This is a genomic window from Bacillus sp. SKDU12 (genome assembly GCF_010093085.1).
Lineage (GTDB): Bacteria > Bacillota > Bacilli > Bacillales > Bacillaceae > Bacillus > Bacillus mexicanus.
Map to the genome: position 1 here is coordinate 141630 of NZ_MSRC01000017.1, position 17890 is coordinate 159519.

General features: G+C 44.7%; 19 protein-coding genes and 3 other annotated features. Of the genes, 16 read left to right on the plus strand and 3 right to left on the minus strand.

Annotation, left to right across the window (positions count from 1 at the left end; all coding sequences use genetic code 11):
- The first annotated feature begins 6 nt into the window (after nt 1-6).
- The 4 genes from rfbB (at nt 7) to BTW01_RS14970 (ending at nt 3911) form a co-directional block, all read left to right on the plus strand.
- Nucleotides 7-954 carry a dTDP-glucose 4,6-dehydratase gene (gene rfbB, locus BTW01_RS14955; RefSeq protein WP_162103789.1) on the plus strand — a complete coding sequence of 316 codons (948 nt, stop codon included), beginning with the start codon at nt 7-9 and terminating at the stop codon, nt 952-954.
- Between the two features lie 13 nt (nt 955-967).
- Nucleotides 968-1819: a dTDP-4-dehydrorhamnose reductase gene (gene rfbD, locus BTW01_RS14960; protein WP_162103989.1), complete on the plus strand. Its 852-nt coding sequence runs from the start codon at nt 968-970 to the stop codon at nt 1817-1819.
- On the plus strand, nt 1812-2267 hold the full coding sequence (locus BTW01_RS14965; RefSeq protein WP_162103790.1) for a dTDP-4-dehydrorhamnose 3,5-epimerase family protein: 456 nt from the start codon (nt 1812-1814) through the stop codon (nt 2265-2267). The genes rfbD and BTW01_RS14965 overlap by 8 nt, the downstream gene beginning before the upstream one ends.
- A gap of 393 nt (nt 2268-2660) precedes the next feature.
- On the plus strand, nt 2661-3911 hold the full coding sequence (locus BTW01_RS14970) for an MFS transporter (protein WP_162103791.1): 1251 nt from the start codon (nt 2661-2663) through the stop codon (nt 3909-3911).
- Nucleotides 3912-4069: 158 nt separating this feature from the next.
- On the opposite strand, the gene hemQ is transcribed toward BTW01_RS14970, so the two are convergent.
- Entirely contained in the window at nt 4070-4834 is a 765-nt protein-coding gene (gene hemQ / locus BTW01_RS14975) for a hydrogen peroxide-dependent heme synthase (protein ID WP_162103792.1), read from the minus strand.
- Nucleotides 4835-5102: 268 nt separating this feature from the next.
- Here hemQ and pta point away from each other — a divergent pair, with 268 nt between their 5' ends.
- From pta to BTW01_RS14995, 4 genes are all read left to right on the plus strand, one after another.
- Entirely contained in the window at nt 5103-6074 is a 972-nt protein-coding gene (pta, locus tag BTW01_RS14980) for a phosphate acetyltransferase (protein ID WP_162103793.1), read from the plus strand.
- A 145-nt stretch (nt 6075-6219) separates the two neighbouring features.
- Nucleotides 6220-7119, plus strand: coding sequence for a cysJI operon transcriptional regulator CysL (gene cysL / locus BTW01_RS14985; protein ID WP_162103794.1), 900 nt, complete (start codon nt 6220-6222; stop codon nt 7117-7119).
- A 47-nt stretch (nt 7120-7166) separates the two neighbouring features.
- Nucleotides 7167-8012: a lipoate--protein ligase family protein gene (locus tag BTW01_RS14990; protein WP_162103795.1), complete on the plus strand. Its 846-nt coding sequence runs from the start codon at nt 7167-7169 to the stop codon at nt 8010-8012.
- 163 nt (nt 8013-8175) lie between these two features.
- Complete coding sequence (locus BTW01_RS14995) at nt 8176-9066, plus strand: carboxylate/amino acid/amine transporter (RefSeq protein WP_162103796.1); 891 nt, start codon at nt 8176-8178, stop codon at nt 9064-9066.
- A gap of 142 nt (nt 9067-9208) precedes the next feature.
- Here the strand turns inward: BTW01_RS14995 and BTW01_RS15000 are convergent, their stop codons facing one another.
- A complete protein-coding gene (locus tag BTW01_RS15000; RefSeq protein ID WP_162103797.1) occupies nt 9209-9988 on the minus strand; it encodes an RsfA family transcriptional regulator in 780 nt (259 codons plus the stop codon).
- A gap of 213 nt (nt 9989-10201) precedes the next feature.
- Here BTW01_RS15000 and BTW01_RS15005 point away from each other — a divergent pair, with 213 nt between their 5' ends.
- The 5 genes from BTW01_RS15005 (at nt 10202) to BTW01_RS15025 (ending at nt 15781) form a co-directional block, all read left to right on the plus strand.
- Nucleotides 10202-10423, plus strand: coding sequence for a DUF1450 domain-containing protein (locus BTW01_RS15005; RefSeq protein ID WP_162103798.1), 222 nt, complete (start codon nt 10202-10204; stop codon nt 10421-10423).
- Nucleotides 10424-10587: 164 nt separating this feature from the next.
- A complete protein-coding gene (locus BTW01_RS15010) occupies nt 10588-11889 on the plus strand; it encodes an HD domain-containing protein (protein WP_162103799.1) in 1302 nt (433 codons plus the stop codon).
- A 35-nt stretch (nt 11890-11924) separates the two neighbouring features.
- Nucleotides 11925-12425 carry a YwgA family protein gene (locus BTW01_RS15015; RefSeq protein WP_162103800.1) on the plus strand — a complete coding sequence of 167 codons (501 nt, stop codon included), beginning with the start codon at nt 11925-11927 and terminating at the stop codon, nt 12423-12425.
- 113 nt (nt 12426-12538) lie between these two features.
- Nucleotides 12539-12768 (plus strand) — a binding site (T-box leader).
- 30 nt (nt 12769-12798) lie between these two features.
- Nucleotides 12799-13021: a binding site (T-box leader), on the plus strand.
- 30 nt (nt 13022-13051) lie between these two features.
- Nucleotides 13052-13274, plus strand: a binding site (T-box leader).
- A 50-nt stretch (nt 13275-13324) separates the two neighbouring features.
- Complete coding sequence (gene thrS / locus BTW01_RS15020) at nt 13325-15241, plus strand: threonine--tRNA ligase (protein ID WP_162103801.1); 1917 nt, start codon at nt 13325-13327, stop codon at nt 15239-15241.
- A gap of 120 nt (nt 15242-15361) precedes the next feature.
- Nucleotides 15362-15781, plus strand: a complete 420-nt coding sequence (locus tag BTW01_RS15025) for a MarR family transcriptional regulator (protein WP_162103802.1) — start codon at nt 15362-15364, stop codon at nt 15779-15781.
- 40 nt (nt 15782-15821) lie between these two features.
- Here BTW01_RS15025 and BTW01_RS15030 read toward each other — a convergent pair whose 3' ends face one another.
- The gene (locus BTW01_RS15030; protein WP_003222038.1) at nt 15822-16010 is read right to left on the minus strand and encodes a 2-hydroxymuconate tautomerase; all 189 of its coding nucleotides are present in this window, start codon (nt 16008-16010) and stop codon (nt 15822-15824) included.
- Nucleotides 16011-16118: 108 nt separating this feature from the next.
- Here BTW01_RS15030 and BTW01_RS15035 point away from each other — a divergent pair, with 108 nt between their 5' ends.
- The 3 genes from BTW01_RS15035 to BTW01_RS15045 all read left to right on the plus strand — a co-directional run bounded on the left by BTW01_RS15035 (nt 16119) and on the right by BTW01_RS15045 (nt 17882).
- Complete coding sequence (locus BTW01_RS15035; protein ID WP_162103803.1) at nt 16119-16778, plus strand: site-2 protease family protein; 660 nt, start codon at nt 16119-16121, stop codon at nt 16776-16778.
- A 12-nt stretch (nt 16779-16790) separates the two neighbouring features.
- Nucleotides 16791-17309 carry a YwhD family protein gene (locus BTW01_RS15040; RefSeq protein WP_162103804.1) on the plus strand — a complete coding sequence of 173 codons (519 nt, stop codon included), beginning with the start codon at nt 16791-16793 and terminating at the stop codon, nt 17307-17309.
- Nucleotides 17310-17447: 138 nt separating this feature from the next.
- Nucleotides 17448-17882, plus strand: a complete 435-nt coding sequence (locus tag BTW01_RS15045; RefSeq protein ID WP_162103805.1) for a hypothetical protein — start codon at nt 17448-17450, stop codon at nt 17880-17882.
- Nucleotides 17883-17890: the final 8 nt, after the last annotated feature.

A 17890-nucleotide genomic window follows, 5' to 3' on the forward strand; every position in this document is an offset into this window, starting at 1 on the left:
AAAGAGATGGCAAAATCATATTTAATTACAGGCGGAGCCGGCTTCATCGGACTCACGTTTACAAAGCTGATGCTGAAGGAAACGGATGCCCGCATTACCGTTTTAGATAAACTGACGTATGCCAGCCACCCGGAGGAAATCGGCATATTAAAGAAAAACAGCCGATTTCGTTTTGTAAAAGGGGATATCAGTATTCAGGAGGATATCGACCGCGCGTTTGATCAGACCTATGACGGCGTGATTCACTTCGCTGCGGAATCGCATGTTGACAGAAGCATTTCGCAAGCGGAGCCGTTTATCACTACAAATGTCATGGGGACATACCGATTGGCGGATGCCGTTTTGCGGGGAAAAGCTAAGAAACTGATTCATATTTCAACAGATGAGGTTTACGGGGATTTAGAACCGGATGATCCCGCGTTTACTGAAACGACGCCGCTTTCCCCTAACAACCCATACTCAGCCAGCAAAGCAAGCTCTGATTTGCTCGTGTTGTCTTATGTGAAAACCCACAAGCTTCCGGCCATTATCACACGTTGCAGCAACAATTATGGCCCCTACCAGCACAGCGAAAAAATGATCCCGACAATTATCCGCCATGCGAAGCAAGGTTTGCCGGTTCCGTTGTACGGCGATGGGCTTCAGATCCGAGACTGGCTGTTTGCGGAGGATCATTGCCGCGCCATCAAGCTGATTTTAGAAAAAGGAACAGACGGCGAGGTGTATAACATCGGCGGCGGAAATGAACGTACGAATAAAGAGCTGGCGAGCATCATCATGAGGTATATGGGCTGTGAGGAATTGTTCACCCATGTGGAAGATCGAAAAGGACATGACCGGCGTTATGCGATCAATGCATCAAAGCTGAAAAACGAACTGGGCTGGCGGCAGGAAGTATCGTTTGAAGAAGGCATTGCTCGTACAATTCACTGGTATACAGACAATGACCGATGAGAAGGTGATTCGATTGACAAAGGTATTGGTGACTGGTGCGGGAGGACAGCTTGGACTGGAACTGTGCCGCCAGCTGAAGCAAGCCGGATATGAGGTTATTGCGTTAACAAAGAAGATGATGAATATCGCTGACAAGCGTTCAGTACGGCATTCGTTCGATCATTATCAGCCGGATATCGTGGTCAATACAGCCGCATTTACGTCGGTTGATAAATGCGAGACAGAACTTGATAAAGCCTATTTGATAAACGGAATCAGCGCTTATTATACGGCGCTTGAAGCAGCCCGCATCGGCGCTCAATATGTTCATATCAGTACGGATTATGTATTTGATGGGAAAGGAACCCAGCCATACAAGGAAGACGATCCCCTCGATCCAAAAACCATCTACGGCAAAAGTAAAAAGCTCGGGGAAGAATTGATTCGATTAGCGACAAAAGACAGCACGATTATCAGAATGTCATGGATGTACGGACATGGCGGCAGCAATTTCGTTCAGACCATGCTGAAGCTTGCTGAAACGAAACATGAGCTGCAGGTTGTAAACGATCAAATTGGTTCACCTACCTATACGAAGGATGCAGCAGAAGCGGTCATTAAGCTGTTCAGCCATCCTCCGGGCATCTATCATGTCAGCAATTCAGGCATGTGCAGCTGGTATGAATTTGCGAAGGCGATTATGGAAGAAAGCGGGCTGTCTACAGTCATTTTGCCTGTCACAACAGAAGAATACGGGAACAAAACACCCCGTCCGGCTTACTCCGTGCTGAGTCATCAGGCCATTGAAGCAGCCGGTATTCGCCCCCGCCATTGGCGGGAAGCGCTACGGGAGTATGTACAGGAGAGGAGCAGCGCCCGTGATTAATGGGGTCAAGGTGAAAAAATTGACGAAGCATAATGATGACCGGGGTTTTTTTGCTGAGCTGGTTCGAGATGATGAAAATCTTCTTGAGCATTTCGGGCAGGCGTCTTGGTCAAAAAGCTATCCAGGCGTAATTAAAGCATTTCATTATCATGAGAAGCAGGATGATCTCTGGTTCTTCCCAACAGGCCACGCTCAGGTTGTCCTATACGATCTGCGCGAGGGCTCAAAGACTAAAGGGGAAACAGACGTCTATTATATGGGTGAAGACAATCCGATGCTGTTATTGATCCCAAAAGGGGTTGCCCACGGATACAGAGTGCTGGGAGAGACGCCGCTGACGATTATCTACTTCACTACTATGCCGTATAACCCGGATCAGCCTGATGAAAAAAGAATTCCGTGGAATGATGAGGAGATTGGGTTTAACTGGAATACTAATTTTAGATAAAAAGAGGAATGTGTTAATCGAAGAGCGGAGGCATCTTCGTCTTTTTTTGCCTATTTTCAAAATAAGGATAAAACAACAGGCGGGAAAATCGAAGAAAATTGCTCAGTTGAATATTAGAGGAATTTCAAGTATCGAAACCATGCTTAACAATCTGAGGAAGCGCTACGGCAACAGGGATATTCGGGTAATCTGGATAAATCATGTCGAGTAAGCTAGTGACATCGGAATTTCCTTATCATAATAAATTTTCAAAAAGAAATATAAAATACATATTTACATTCAAAAGAAAATAATAAAATTCATAAACATCTCGTTTGCGATTTTGATTTTAAAAAAGCAATGCTAAACTATAATTCACAATAAGAAGATTATGGAAGAGGTAGTTGATGAAGAATGAACAGTAAACGAAACGATAACATCCATACCAAACACCATTTTCCGCTATTGTTAGCACTGGCTTTAACGATGGGGGTATTTGCGGCTGGATCTGAAGAACTTGTGATTTCCCCGCTGCTGCCGAATTTAGCAACATCCTTTAGCTCAGATGTCGGTGTTCTTGCGTTATCTATCAGTATTTACGGCGTCATGATTTTTATCGGTGCGCCGCTGCTGGTTCCTTTAGGTGATAAATACTCCAGAGAACTAAGCTTACTGGCGGGGCTTATGATCTTTATCATCGGAACTGTGATATGTGCTTTAGCTCAAAATGTCTTCTTCTTTTTTTTAGGGCGTGCGCTGTCGGGTTTGGCTGCGGGAGCGTTTGTGCCGACCGCTTACGCAATTGTGGGAGATCGTGTTCCTTATACATATCGGGGCAAGGTGATGGGGCTGATCGTTTCAAGCTGGTCACTGGCACTGATCTTCGGTGTGCCGCTCGGATCATTGATCGGAGGCGTCCTGCATTGGAGATGGACATTCTGGATTTTTGCCTTGATGGGCGTTCTGGTTGTTCTGTTGATCCTGCTTGAGATGCGCCGTCATGATGGACATAAAAACAGCGGCAAGGAAGCAAAAGAAGAGTCGGCTGGGACATTCAGGGACGCATTGAAAGTTCCCCGCGTGCCTGTTTATATCACAATAACCTTTTGTAATATGATCGGTTTTTACGGTATGTATTCATTCTTAGGCTCCTACCTTCAAGGCATTTTCACCGGAGGAAATACAGCTGCGGGCTTATTTATTATGATTTACGGCGTCGGGTTTTCCATGAGTGTCATTACAGGGAAAATTGCCGATCGTATCGGAAAAATGCGTTCCCTTTTGATTGCACTGGGAGTCATCAGTGCGCTGCTGGCATGTTTAGCGTATACACCGGCTTCGATGGTTCTGTTTATTGTCAGCCTTTTTATCTGGGGCCTAATGCAAAGCTTGACGGTGACACTGCTCAGCACCATTTTAAGTGACTGCTCAGAGCGTCATCGTGGAAAAGTCATGGTGTTTTACAGCCTCGCCTCGAATCTGGCTGTGACATTAGGATCTGCTTTGATGGGACCTGTATATGTGGGGTACGGGTATGCAGCAGTCGGGTTGATTTGCGCCGCTATCACAGTGCTCGGATTTGTGCTCAGCGTATGGGCGTATAAAAAGTACGGCAAGTATGAACAGAAAGTTGATCAGCCTGATTTCAATAAACAAAGTTTTTAACCTTCTATATAAAAGCCCTTATTGTCCAAGCTTCGCTAATGATGAAAGAAGATTGCTTTTCTGGTTTCCACCCCTTCGGATCGTAAAATAATGAATTTTGTGTATATTCTGATAAGTGGAGGTGATAAACTCCCGCCGACTTGGGCGGGAGGAGAATATTATACATGTAGAAATTGAGAAAGTGTATCGAGCGAAAGGCGGTTGCCGACAAAAAATGAACCGAACTCACCGTAGCGGGCGCTGACTTCGTCAAAACGCATTTCATACACAAGTTTTTTGAATTGAAGCACATCATCGCTGAATAAAGTAACGCCCCACTCGTAATCGTCAAAGCCGACTGAGCCAGTAATGATCTGCTTGACTTTACCCGCATAGCTGCGGCCGATTAAGCCATGGCTTCTCATCAAGTTTCTGCGTTCTTCCATTGAAAGCATGTACCAGTTGTCATTGCCGGATCTTCTTTTATCCATTGGATAGAAGCACACATATTTTGATTCAGGCAGTTCAGGATAAAGGCGTGCGCGCACATGAGGATTTTCGTATGGGTCGCCGTCACCGCTTGCCAAGTAGTTGCTCAGCTCTACCACTGATACGTAGGAGTAAGCCGGGATGGTGAACTCAGCAAGTCTTGATTTATTGAATTCGAGCTCAATTTCATTTAATTCTTCCATTGTAGGGCGAAGAATCATCAGCATAAAATCAGCCTTTTGACCGACGATGCTGTAAAGAGTTTGTGATCCTTTTCCTTCTTTTTGGGCCACTCCCCACTTTTCAAGCAATCCTGTGAATTCATGGATGATAGATTGGCGCTCATCACTGGACAGCATCTTCCAGGAAGTCCAGTCCATTGTGCGGAAATCATGAAGCGCATACCAGCCGTCAAGCGTTTTCGCAGCTTCATTTGTCATTTGCTGTTCACTCATTTATCTTCACTCCTATTGTCTTTTCATAGTTGCCTTCACTATACCATAGTTTATCCGATTCTACTGTGGAGAAACCTTGAACATCCCATCTGTATAACTCCATAAAAATAAGAGAAACTATAAGGGAAAATGGAGCTGCTTTAATTAATTTAAAAAATAGGATTTTTTCGTGAAAGCGCTATAATGAAAGTTGGCTGTTTGAATTTGATTGGAAGAAGAGTATGCTAGTAAAGAAAGCGTTTTTGTAACTTTTTGAGGAGGTTTTATTGTGGCAGATTTATTTTCAACAGTGCAAGAAAAAGTAGCTGGAAAAGCCGTTAAAATTGTATTCCCTGAAGGATTAGATGAGCGTATTTTAGAAGCGGTCAGCAAGCTTGCAGAAAACAAAGTGCTGAATCCGATTGTGATCGGCAATGAAAATGAGATCCAAACAAAAGCAAAAGAACTAAACCTGACGCTTAACGGCGTTGAGATTTATGATCCTCATACATATGAAGGTATGGAAGACCTTGTCCAAGCATTCGTGGAGCGCCGTAAAGGCAAAGCGACAGAAGAACAAGCTCGAAAAGCGTTATTAGACGAGAACTACTTTGGTACAATGCTTGTGTATAAAGGCCTTGCACACGGACTTGTTAGCGGAGCGGCGCATTCAACAGCCGACACCGTTCGTCCGGCTCTTCAAATCATTAAAACAAAAGAAGGCGTGAAAAAGACTTCTGGCGTATTTATCATGGCTCGCGGAGAAGAGCAATACGTATTCGCAGATTGTGCCATCAACATTGCGCCTGACAGCCAGGATCTGGCCGAGATTGCGATAGAAAGCGCCAATACGGCAAAAATGTTCGACATTGAGCCGCGCGTAGCTATGCTAAGCTTCTCTACAAAAGGCTCAGCAAAGTCTGATGAAACAGAAAAAGTAGCAAATGCTGTGGAAATCGCGAAGGAAAAAGCGCCTGAATTGACACTTGACGGCGAATTCCAATTCGATGCCGCGTTTGTTCCATCTGTAGCAGAGAAAAAAGCACCGGATTCCGAGATTAAAGGGAATGCTAACGTATTCGTATTCCCGAGCCTTGAAGCAGGAAATATCGGCTATAAAATCGCTCAGCGTTTGGGTAATTTTGAAGCTGTAGGACCAATCCTGCAAGGTTTAAATATGCCTGTAAACGACCTTTCAAGAGGGTGTAACGCAGAAGATGTTTATAACCTCGCATTAATTACAGCGGTGCAAGCATTGTAATCAAAATGAAGACGATGGCAGTTCTCTTCGGAGGGCTGCCTTTTTTTGCGCCTCCGAATCGTCTTCTTTACCAAGCCAGATGATATAAGTACAATAAAGAAAACTGATCATAACCATTATTCTATTAATGACAGGGGTGGGGTTTTTGTATTATGACGTGCTGAAAACGTTTATAGCGGTAGTAGAAGAAAAAAACTTCACAAAAGCGGCGGAAAAGCTGATGATCTCCCAGCCCAGCGTCAGTCTGCATATCAAAAATCTTGAGAAGGAATTTCAAACGGCTCTCCTGAACCGGTCGCCCAAGCACTTTACGACAACGCCCACAGGTGACATATTGTATCAAAGAGCAAAGCAAATGGTATTTCTCTATGAACAAGCAAAGACTGAAATCTATGCGCATCATCACTATGTGAAGGGTGAATTGAAAATCGCTGCCAGCTTTACGATCGGAGAGTATATTCTTCCACCGCTTCTGGCCCAGCTGCAGAGACTGTATCCAGAGCTGAACCTCGATGTCATGATCGGCAATACAAAGGAGGTCAGTGAGCGTGTGCGGATGCTGCAGGCTGATATCGGGCTGATTGAAGGACATACAAACGAAAACGAACTGGAAATTGAACCGTTCATGGAGGATGAAATGTGCATCGCTGCGCCTAATCAGCATCCGCTGGCCGGACAGAAAGACATTTCAATCACCGATTTGCAAAACGAAGCATGGGTAACAAGGGAAAAAGGCTCCGGAACGAGAGAGTATCTCGATCATGTGCTCAGCTCTAATGGACTGCGGCCGAAGTCAATGTTCACCATCAGCAGCAATCAAGGCGTAAAAGAAGCGGTGATTAGCGGCATGGGGCTGTCCGTTCTATCCAGAAGCGTGCTGCATAAGGATTTGATTCACCGTGACATTTCAATTCTTCATATAAAAGACATCTCGTTAAAGCGCAAGCTGTCGTATATTCATTCTCCACTTATGGAAAATACGAAAAATAAAGAAATTTTTATTACGATGCTGAAAAGCAATTTTCAATCACAGCGGCTGAAATGATATAATAGTTTTCGTTTAAAAGCCTAACATGAAAGGGTTTTACATAGATGGCAAACCAACCGATTGATTTACTGATGCAGCCGACATGGAGAGTCATTGACCAATCCAGTCTCGGCCCTTTATTTGACGCGAAGCAATCCTTCGCAATGGATGATACGCTGTGCCTGTCCGTCGGAAAAGGCATGTCGCCGGCGACAGCGCGTTCATGGGTGCACCACGATACAATTGTCCTTGGAATTCAGGATACGCGCCTCCCGTTTTTGCAGGATGGCATCTCCTTGCTGGAGAACGAAGGACACCGCGTCATCGTACGCAATTCAGGCGGTCTTGCCGTCGTTTTGGATGAAGGCGTGTTAAATATTTCTCTCATATTCAAGGACGAAAAGAAAGGCATCGACATAGACAAAGGCTACGAAGCGATGGTTGAGCTGATGAGACGGATGCTAAAGCCATACAACGCAAAGATCGAAGCATATGAAATTGCAGGATCTTATTGTCCCGGAAGTTATGACCTCAGCATCAATGGCAAAAAATTCGCCGGCATTTCACAACGGCGCGTTCGCGGCGGAGTCGCTGTTCAGATTTATCTTTGCGCGGATAAGAGCGGCAGTGAAAGAGCTGATTTGATCAGACGATTCTACCAAGCGGCGCTAAAGGACAAACAAAACGATAAAAAAGGCGTCTATCCGGAGATTCAGCCGGAAACGATGGCGTCCTTAAGCGAGCTTCTGCAAACAGACATCTCCGTACAAGACCTAATGCTCGCTTTGCTGACCGAATTAAAAGCGTTAAGCAGTCAGCTTTATTCAGCAGGATTGTCCACTGATGAGGAAATAGAATTTGAGAAAAACCTCATCCGGATGGCTGAGCGGAATGCAAAGGTATTTGGCTGAGCGTTCTTCGCATGCCAGCTGTATCAGGCCGGCATGCATTTTTTATTTCCAGCGGCATTTTATCCTCAATAATCTTATTTTCAGATAAACCCTTCTTACGTACAGACAACCGTGACTAAAAAGAAAAACGATATCGGCATCCATATACAAAGGGGAGAGGCAGATGAAAGGGAATGTTTACAGCTTGTTTGTGTTGATCGCAGCTTTTTTGTGGGGAACGACGGGAACTGTTCAGGCGCTGGCTCCGGAAAGCTCTACACCACTGGCTTTCGGAGCGTTCAGATTATTAATAGGAGGAAGCGCCATGCTGCTTGCCGTTTGGATCAGCCGGGAGCTTCACATAAAAAATTGGTCATGGCCGCTCGTATTATCAGCAGCGATTTGTATGGCATGCTACCAGCCGCTGTTTTTCACAGCTGTTCAAGAAACGGGAATTGCGGTCGGGACTGTGATCGCGATCGGCAGTGCGCCTATCATTGCCGGAAGCATAGAGTGGGCTGTATTGAAAAAACGCCCGCGAAACGCTTGGTGGCTCGCGACTGTACTGGCTTTAGCGGGTTGCTGGCTCCTATTTTCCGACAGTTCGAACATTCGGATTGATGTAGCTGGTGTTTGTATGGCACTTGGGGCTGGAGCTTCTTTTGCAGGCTATACGCTCATCAGTAAAGTGATGATGAAAAAACAGCCTCCGCGAGCGACTTCCGCCGTTGTCTTTATGATTAGCGCCATCATGCTGATACCGCTTTTATGGCAGTCGGATATCTCGTGGATATGGACACCGAGAGGATTGGGAACGAGTCTTTACATCGGTCTAATCGCAACATGCGCCGCATACTTTTTGTTTGCGAAAGGGCTTACCGGAGTCCCGGCTTCTGCGGCGGTTACGCTGTCTTTAGCTGAACCGCTGACAGCCTCATTGCTGGGCGTGTTTTTCATCGGAGAAAGGCTTTCACTTTCTTCGTGGTTCGGTATCGCACTGATGCTTCTAGGGCTTCTCGTCATTTCCGCCATGCCTCGAAAACAAAAAACGGCTGAGACCGCCCATGTGACTTAATAGATTCCCATAAGCTTGGCCTCATTTTACAAGAATAACGAGCCGCTGCAAAATGCTAAAATCTTCTTTTCTCAAAAGAAAAAGGAGATTTTGCACAGAACGAAAATCCCAAAACCAACTGATGGTTTGGGATTTTGTTAACTCATTCTGCCATTTTTTCCAAATTGCCGTTCCGATCCATTTTAAAGGACGGAGAGGCATGTTCATCTTCTTCAAATAAAACTAGTTTTCTGGCTCTATTCATAATTTTCACCAAGGTTTCATAATCTTCTTGGATTGTTTTTTGGTCTTTTTCAAGCTTTTGGACGTCTGCCTCAAGCTGTTCCGTTTTGCTTTGTAATGCCTGGTTTTCTTTCTTTAAGCGCTCATTTTCCATTTTTAATGCCGATGATTGCTCGTTATTGCCTTCGTAATTCTGCAGGAAGCGGATTACATCATTCATCGTGAGCTCCGGCGCGGCTACAGGTGCTTGAGGAGACAATAAGTGTGATAAACTAGCTAACTCTTCCTTAAAGCTTTCATCCACAAAAGGCATGTGTTCGCCTGACATGAAAGGCTGCTGCTCATGTTCAGCTGCCGGGGTGTTTCTTTTAACCGGTTCCTCTGCAGCAGTTTCTTGAATGATTTCAGGATCAACCGCAGGAGGCTGATATAATAGTCTTTTTTTCGCTGACTGCCCGTTCCCGAGCGCTCTCATCCGCTGCTTTCGCTGTTTTTTCGCAAGCTGAAGCGCTTTTTCATATTGATGGCGGACGACCGCGTTCCATCTAAATCCACACGCGGCAGAAGTCCGGTTTAATTTATCTCCGACTTCTTCAAAGGCGTTCAGCTGAGTGCTGCCCTCCCTCACATGCCGAAGCACTGTTTCGGCTAAAAGTAGATCATTTTCTTCTGACCAAGCGTCTTGTCGCTGTTTTGTCATTTATCTCAACTCCCATTTTTCTTTTCATGGTATTAGAATGTCCAGTTTGAAAAATATTTATACAAGTTGGCTGAAAGAATAGGAGATACGAAGGATGGAGCGGCTTGCAGGAACAGTTGAATCCTTGTAAAATGACATGTGATGTGATTTTTTTAAAAAGCGATTTTAGGTTATGCACATAGATGAACATAGAAATGAAGGGAAGCGTACGTCATGGCTAATGAATTTCGAGTGTGTGATGATTGCCAAGCCACTAATATCAAAACATTGCTGCCGCGTTTAAAAGAAGTGGACCCGGATGCAAAGATTGAGGTAGGGTGCCAATCTTATTGCGGGCCCGGACGAAAAAAATCATTTGCTTTTGTAAACAATCGCCCGCTGTCAGCTCCGACAGAGGATGAGCTGATTGACAAAGTAAAAAAGAAAATTAAATAGTCAAAACTTATTTTTTCATAGCCTTGGCCCTCAGGTCAGGCTTTTTTGCTTCACATTATATCTTTTTCGTAAAGATGGAACAAATCGCCGGGCAAATTCAAGGATGTTTTCAAAGAATAGAGTCGATATAATAGAAACACGGCTAAAAAAAAGAGGGAATGACGATGGCGTATCCAAATGGAAAATTATCAGAAGAAAAAGTGTTTAAAGATCCGGTGCACCGTTATGTTCATGTGCGGGACAAGCTGATATGGGATTTGATCGGAACCCGCGAATTTCAGCGTCTCCGCAGAATTAAGCAGCTCGGCACGACGTATTTGACGTTCCACGGGGCTGAGCACAGCCGGTTTAATCATTCTCTCGGTGTCTATGAAATTGTCAGGAGAATGGTTGATGACGTCTTTAAAGGCCGCCCTGAATGGGATGACAGTGAGCGCGAACTCTGTTTGGCCGCGGCGCTGCTTCATGATCTCGGGCACGGGCCGTTTTCGCATTCATTTGAAAAAGTTTTTCATCTTGACCATGAAGAATTTACAAGAGATATTATTTTGGGGGACACAGAGGTCAATCAGGTGCTTAGAAAAGTGAGTCCGAGTTTCCCGCAGGATGTTGCTGAAGTCATTGCCAAAACTTATAAAAACAAACAAGTGGTCAGCCTGATTTCGAGTCAGATAGATGCAGACCGCATGGACTACCTTCAGCGTGACGCTTATTATACGGGCGTCAGCTACGGCCATTTTGATATGGAACGGATTCTTCGGGTGATGCGGCCGCGTGAGGATCAGATCGTCATTAAAGAAAGCGGGATGCACGCTGTCGAAGACTATATCATGAGCCGCTACCAAATGTACTGGCAAGTGTATTTCCATCCTGTGACAAGAAGTGCAGAGGTCATCTTAACGAAGATTCTTCACAGAGCGAAGCAGCTGCACGATGAAGGCTATGTCTTCACTCACGCTCCGGTTCACTTCTATTCTATTTTTGAAGGGAAATTGATACTGGAGGATTATGTGAAGCTTGATGAATCTATTATTTTATATTATTTCCAGGCTTGGGAGGATGAAGAGGACGAGATTTTGTCCGATTTGTGCCGCAGGTTCATTAACCGCCAGCTGTTCCAATACGTTGAATTCAATCCGAATGAAGAAATGTCGGCTTATTTTGAGCTGACTTCATTGTTCAAAGAGGCGGGAATCGATCCGAATTATTATTTGGTCGTCGATTCTTCTTCAGACCTGCCGTACGACTTTTACCGTCCGGGGGAGGAAGAGGAGCGTCTGCCGATCCACCTTTTGACGCAAAACGGCCAAATTAAAGAGCTGTCCAGACAATCTGCTATTGTAGAGTCCATTTCCGGAAAACGGCGGACGGACCACAAACTGTATTATCCGAAGGACTTGATTTGTGATAGCTCTGAACATCCGGAAGCGAAAATGAAAATCCGGCAGCTGCTGGGACTGACATAGAAACTGGAAAGAAGGAAAAAGGAGATGTCGGGAATTTGTTGAAAGAACATGCAAAACTGATGAAGGTGTTCTCGGATTCTGGAGAAATCATCGGGCGGAAGAAGCTGCAGAAAATGATTTATATCGCAAAAAAAATGCAGTTTCCTTTCTATGAGAAATATGATTTTCACTTTTACGGACCGTATTCAGAGGAACTGACGCTCCAGATTGAAGAGCTGTGCAACCTTGGATTTCTGCATGAGGTGAAGGAAAAAAAGGGCGGTTATTTTCAATACCGTTATTCGCTGACTGAGACAGGCTCCGCGTTTTTAGACCATGCTGATCTGGATATGCCGGATATCAAAGGGTATATCGACAATGTAAACAGCCGTTCATCTCGGTTTTTAGAGCTGGTTTCCACGATCCTTTACTTTGATGGACTTGAGGCTGAGGAAAAGAAAGAAAAAGTCTTCACGATTAAAAGCAAGCAAAAATATACAAATGAAGAATATGACGAAGCGCTTCAATACATAGAGGAACTGAAGCAGATTTGTTAATGATGCAAGCAAAAGAAATGATCGGTTTCTTTTGCTTTTTTTTTACAAAATAAGATTGCTGTTTAAAAAAATATATTGTAAGATATATGAAATGATCAAACAATAAGTAATGTATATAGGCACTGATAAGGACATGAGATGCTTTTTACGGTTTCCAGAGAGGGAAGAACAGCTGAGATCTTCCTAACGCAGGGAAAGCAGCTTACCGCCTTTGAGCCGTATCGGGGAAATAAAAGTATCTGATACCGTTATGCTGCGTTACAGCACCTTAAAGCCGATACACCATGTGTGTTGATCGGGAATTTGGGTGGAACCACGGATGATAAACACATTCGTCCCTTTTACAGGGATGGATGTGTTTTTTTGTATTTGAATACATGCGATGAAAAGGACATGAATGATCGTTACGGTTTTCAGAGAGGGAAGAAAAGGTGAGAGCTTCCCAGCTTAGGACGATCATTTACCGCCTTGGAGCAGCATTGGGGAACTACAGTATCCAATGCCGTCTATGCTGCGTTACAGCACCGAGCCGATAAACATAGCGTTTGTCGGGAATTTGGGTGGAACCACGGATGATAAACACATTCGTCCCTTTTACAGGGATGGATGTGTTTTTTTATATTTGAATACATGCGAAGAAAAGGATATGAATGATCGTTACGGTTTTCAGAGAGGGAAGAAAAGGTGGGAGCTTCCCAGCTTAGGATGATCATTTACCGCCTTGGAGCAGCATTGGGGAACTACAGTATCCAATGCCGTCTATGCTGCGTTACAGCACCAAGCCGATAAACATAGCGTTTGTCGGGAATTTGGGTGGAACCACGGGTTAATCACACACTCGTCCCTTTCAGCGGGACGGGTGTGTTTTTTTATACAAAAATAATGAAGGAGTGTTTAAAATGAGTAACTATGTACACATTCAGCTTCCGGACGGACAGATCAAAGAATATCGAAAAGGCATCACAATTAAGGAAGCGGCAGGTATTATCAGTTCCAGCCTGCAAAAGAAGGCGGTGGCGGGACAGGTCAACGGAAAGCTCGTTGATCTCAGCTTCAAGCTGGAGAAGGATGTTCAGCTTTCGATTACCACACTTGATTCACAAGAAGGCCTGCAGGTGCTTCGCCACACATCAGCGCACATACTGGCTCAAGCGGTGAAACGGCTGTACGGCGAAGTGTCATTGGGAATGGGCCCTGTGATAGAAGACGGCTTTTACTATGATATGAAACTGGAGCAAAGCTTGACATCTGGAGACTTAGAGGCCATCGAAAAAGAAATGAAGAACATTATCAATGAGAATCTGGAAATCAAACGAATTGAGGTTTCTTACGAAGAGGCAAAATCGCTGTTTGCTGAAAAAGGCGAACCGTTTAAGCTGGAGATTTTGAACGATATACCGCGCGGGGAGGCTATCACGCTGTACCAGCAGGGAGAATTCGTTGACCTGTGCCGCGGGCCGCATCTTCCTTCTACAGGAATGATCAAAGCGTTCAAACTGACAAGAGTATCGGGCGCGTATTGGCGCGGAAACAGCGAAAATGAAGTCCTGCAGCGGGTGTACGGGGTTGCGTTTCAAAAGAAAAAAAATCTCGATGCACATCTTCATATGCTGGAAGAAGCGGAAAAACGAGACCACCGCAAGCTGGGCAAACAATTAGAGCTGTTTATGTTTTCTGAGGAAGCGCCGGGGATGCCGTTTTATTTGCCGAAAGGGCAGATTGTCCGCAATGAGCTGGAACGCTTCTCGCGTGAGCTGCAAACAAAGGCCGGCTACGATGAGGTGCGTACGCCGTTTATGATGAATCAGCGGTTATGGGAGCAGTCAGGCCACTGGGATCATTATCGCGACAATATGTATTTTTCAGAAGTTGATGATACAAGATTCGCAATGAAGCCGATGAATTGTCCCGGCCATATGCTCATCTTTAAAAACAGTCTGTATTCTTATCGGGATCTGCCGATTCGGATGGCGGAGTTCGGACAGGTGCATCGCCACGAATACAGCGGCGCTTTAAACGGAATGCTTCGCGTCCGGACGTTCTGCCAGGATGACGCCCATATCTTCGTTCGGGAGGATCAGATTGAGAGTGAGATCAAAGAAGCGATCCGGCTGATTGATGAGGTATATCGTACATTCGGATTCGACTATTCAGTTGAGCTTTCGACTCGTCCTGATGACTCATTAGGCGATGACAGCCTTTGGGAAGTGTCCGAACGTGCCTTGGCACACGTTCTTGAGGAGCTTGGCCTGCCTTATGAGGTGAATGAAGGCGATGGAGCGTTTTACGGGCCGAAAATTGATTTTCACATAAAAGATGCCTTGAAACGGAGCCATCAATGCGCGACAATTCAGCTTGATTTTCAAATGCCTGAAAAATTTGATTTAACTTATATCAATGAACACAATGAGAAGGTTCGTCCTGTTGTCATCCACAGAGCGGTATTCGGCTCAATCGACCGTTTCTTCGGCATTTTGATCGAGCATTTCAGCGGAGCTTTCCCAGTCTGGCTCGCACCGGTCCAGGTTCAAATCATACCGGTTTCACATGTTCACTTGGCCTATTGCAGAAAGGTGCAGGCAGAGCTGAAACAGCTGGGAATAAGGGCAGAGATTGATGAGCGCAATGAGAAGCTCGGCTACAAAGTCAGAGAGTCGCAGGTGCAGAAAGTCCCTTACGTGCTAGTGCTTGGAGATCGTGAAGAGCAGGAAGGCGCGGTAAATGTCCGTCAATTTGGAGACCAGCAGAATGAACACGTTCTTTTTCAGGCTTTTAAAAATAAACTTGTCAAACAGGTGAAATATCGAAATATCTAGGAAAAAAGCTGTGAATTCTCATTTTGCTTTTTTGACTTTCCCCATCAGGAATCAGTAAAATAATAAGTAAATCATATCGTTCGTATGTTATGAATTGCATCTTGAAATGGGGAAATTGACATGGACCATGACAAACTGGAAGCAAATTTGCTGGATCACGCACTGACAAAATATTTGAAAAGCACGAAGCAATTAGATGAAGAAACCGTTCCGAAACGCGTGAATAATATAAGAGGATTTATTCTGCGGATCATATACAGGCATGGCAACTGCACCATAAAGGATATTCTAAAGGAGGTCACACTTTCTCCCTCTGCCACAACCACCGCTCTGAATCATTTAGAGCAGGAGGGGTTTATTAAGAGATCCAGAAATAACGATGACCGCCGCACTGTATGGATTGCGCTTTCTGAATCGGGCCGGAGAGCGGCTGAACAAATGATCGACAACCGCCAGCAGCTGATTGACGGCATGTTTGAACGTTTGACAGCCGAAGAGAAAAAGTCGTTGCTTGTGATTATTGAGAAGCTGACCCAATAGGAGTTAAAAAAGCCGGTGCGCGAAGCGCCGGCTTTAGAGGTTATTCCATATCGCTCAGGCGTTTGCCTGCGACGGCGTAATGGTCTTTTCTCATTTCTTCTATAAACACAACAATTTTTTCTTCAGAAGCACCGGTTGTTTCCTTTACGGCTTCTGTTACTTTCTCGACAAGGTTGCGCTTTTGCTCGTCTGTACGGCCTTCAAGCATTTTGACGGTTACGTATGGCATGGGTGCCCAATCCTCCTTTATCTCGTTTCCTCTCTTTAGAAAAAGAGGCTTCTTATAGTATACTGAATAAAGTAAATTCTTGCATTTTTAGAAAGAGGGATATTTCATTTGGACCGTTTTTTATATTATCCGTTATCTTTAATGCCATACCTCGTCATCACGTTAATCGTGTCATTTACGATACACGAGCTTGCTCATGCTTATGTCGCATACAAATTCGGTGACGATACGGCGAAAAAACAAGGAAGACTGACGCTCAATCCGATTAAGCATCTTGATCCGTTCGGAACCATCTTGATTTTGGTGGCCGGCTTCGGATGGGCGCGTCCTATTCCCGTGAATCGCCGCTTCTTTAAGAAGCCGCGGCTCGCCGGCGTACTCGTGTCAGTTGCCGGGCCTGTCAGTAACCTGATTCTTGCGTTTATCGGTTTCTTTTTGTTAGTGTTGATGCATGTATACGGAATGGAGACGCTTGCGGCATTCAGCACGGGACTTGATCAGTTCTTTTCCATTTGGATACAGCTGAATCTTGTGTTGTGTTTATTTAATCTGCTGCCGCTGCCGCCGCTCGATGGCTATCGGATTATCGAAGATCTCGTACCGCCGGGGGTGCGTGCCAAGATGACGCAGGCAGAGAACTACGGCTTTATCGTTTTTTTGGTTTTGTTCGTGACACCGCTCGGTTCTTACGTGCTTTGGCCGCTGCTTAATGCAGGAAGAAATCAGATTTTAAAACTGTTTTCAGCAATTTTTCAACCGCTTTTGTAGGAGGGTGAACTCATGGAAGAAAAAAAGAAAAAGTCAATCGGATTTAATATTATCAAAAGTGATCCGACAGACGGACACGGCGGTTTCGGTGTAGGGGCACTCAGCCTTGATAACATTTCCCCCGTATTCGTCGATGTAGAGGAAAAAGAAGCGTTCGTGGACATCGGTGCGATGCACGCCCGCAGCACTGTTGAAAAAGGAATTAAATTTCTGCCGAATAAAGAAGAAGTTCCAAATGGCAAACCATACTGGCTCGTATGGGTGACGATTGACAGAAGAGAAGAGGGGCCTTATTACGCAGGGGTGACAGCCTGTGAACTGACGGTCGACAGAAGCATCAGAAGAGGCTACAAATCGCTGCCTGAGCATGTGAATCTGATGGATAAATCCATGAAACGGAACATTATGATTGATAATATGGACGACAGCTCAAAGCGTGTGCTCGGCGAGTTTTTGAAAAATCATGATCAGGGCCTATGGGACCGGTCTGCAGATGAATTAAAAACAGGGCTGCTTCCGGAAGATAACTAATTTGTGAAATTTATGTGAACTATTAGAATATTTGAACTATTTATTGTAAACAGTGAGTAAACTGGTGATACAGAAATAGGATATGGAAAATCCCGAGCCGAAACAAGACTCGGGGTTTTTCATTTTTAGGGGGATATGATGTACGAAACCATTCGAGTCGGCGATTGGGTCATAAAAGCCGACGTGGAAGAAACGAGAAAGCAGTATGAGAAAGATATAGAGGATATGTGTGAATGCGGTAACTGTCTTAACTACTATGAGGCAGTGAATGAACTGCCGGTTCAAAAAGCTCAAGTATTAGAGAGCTTAGGTCTCTTTCCAGCCAAATGTACAGACATAAATTACCATGGGATAAAAGATCATTTGCACTTTTATATAGCGAGTTATTTTATAGTAGGCAGTATTGTTGAGGGGAAAGAAGAATTAAACCCGAAAAGGATTGATTTTTCCTGGCATATTTCATTTTCAGTGCCGCAACACCAAATTTATATTCCTAAGGGTTTCCCGAAGCCAATTATTCAACTTGATTGTGTTACGCTTCTTCCATGGGTCATTGATCAACCATACGAATAACCCGGTCT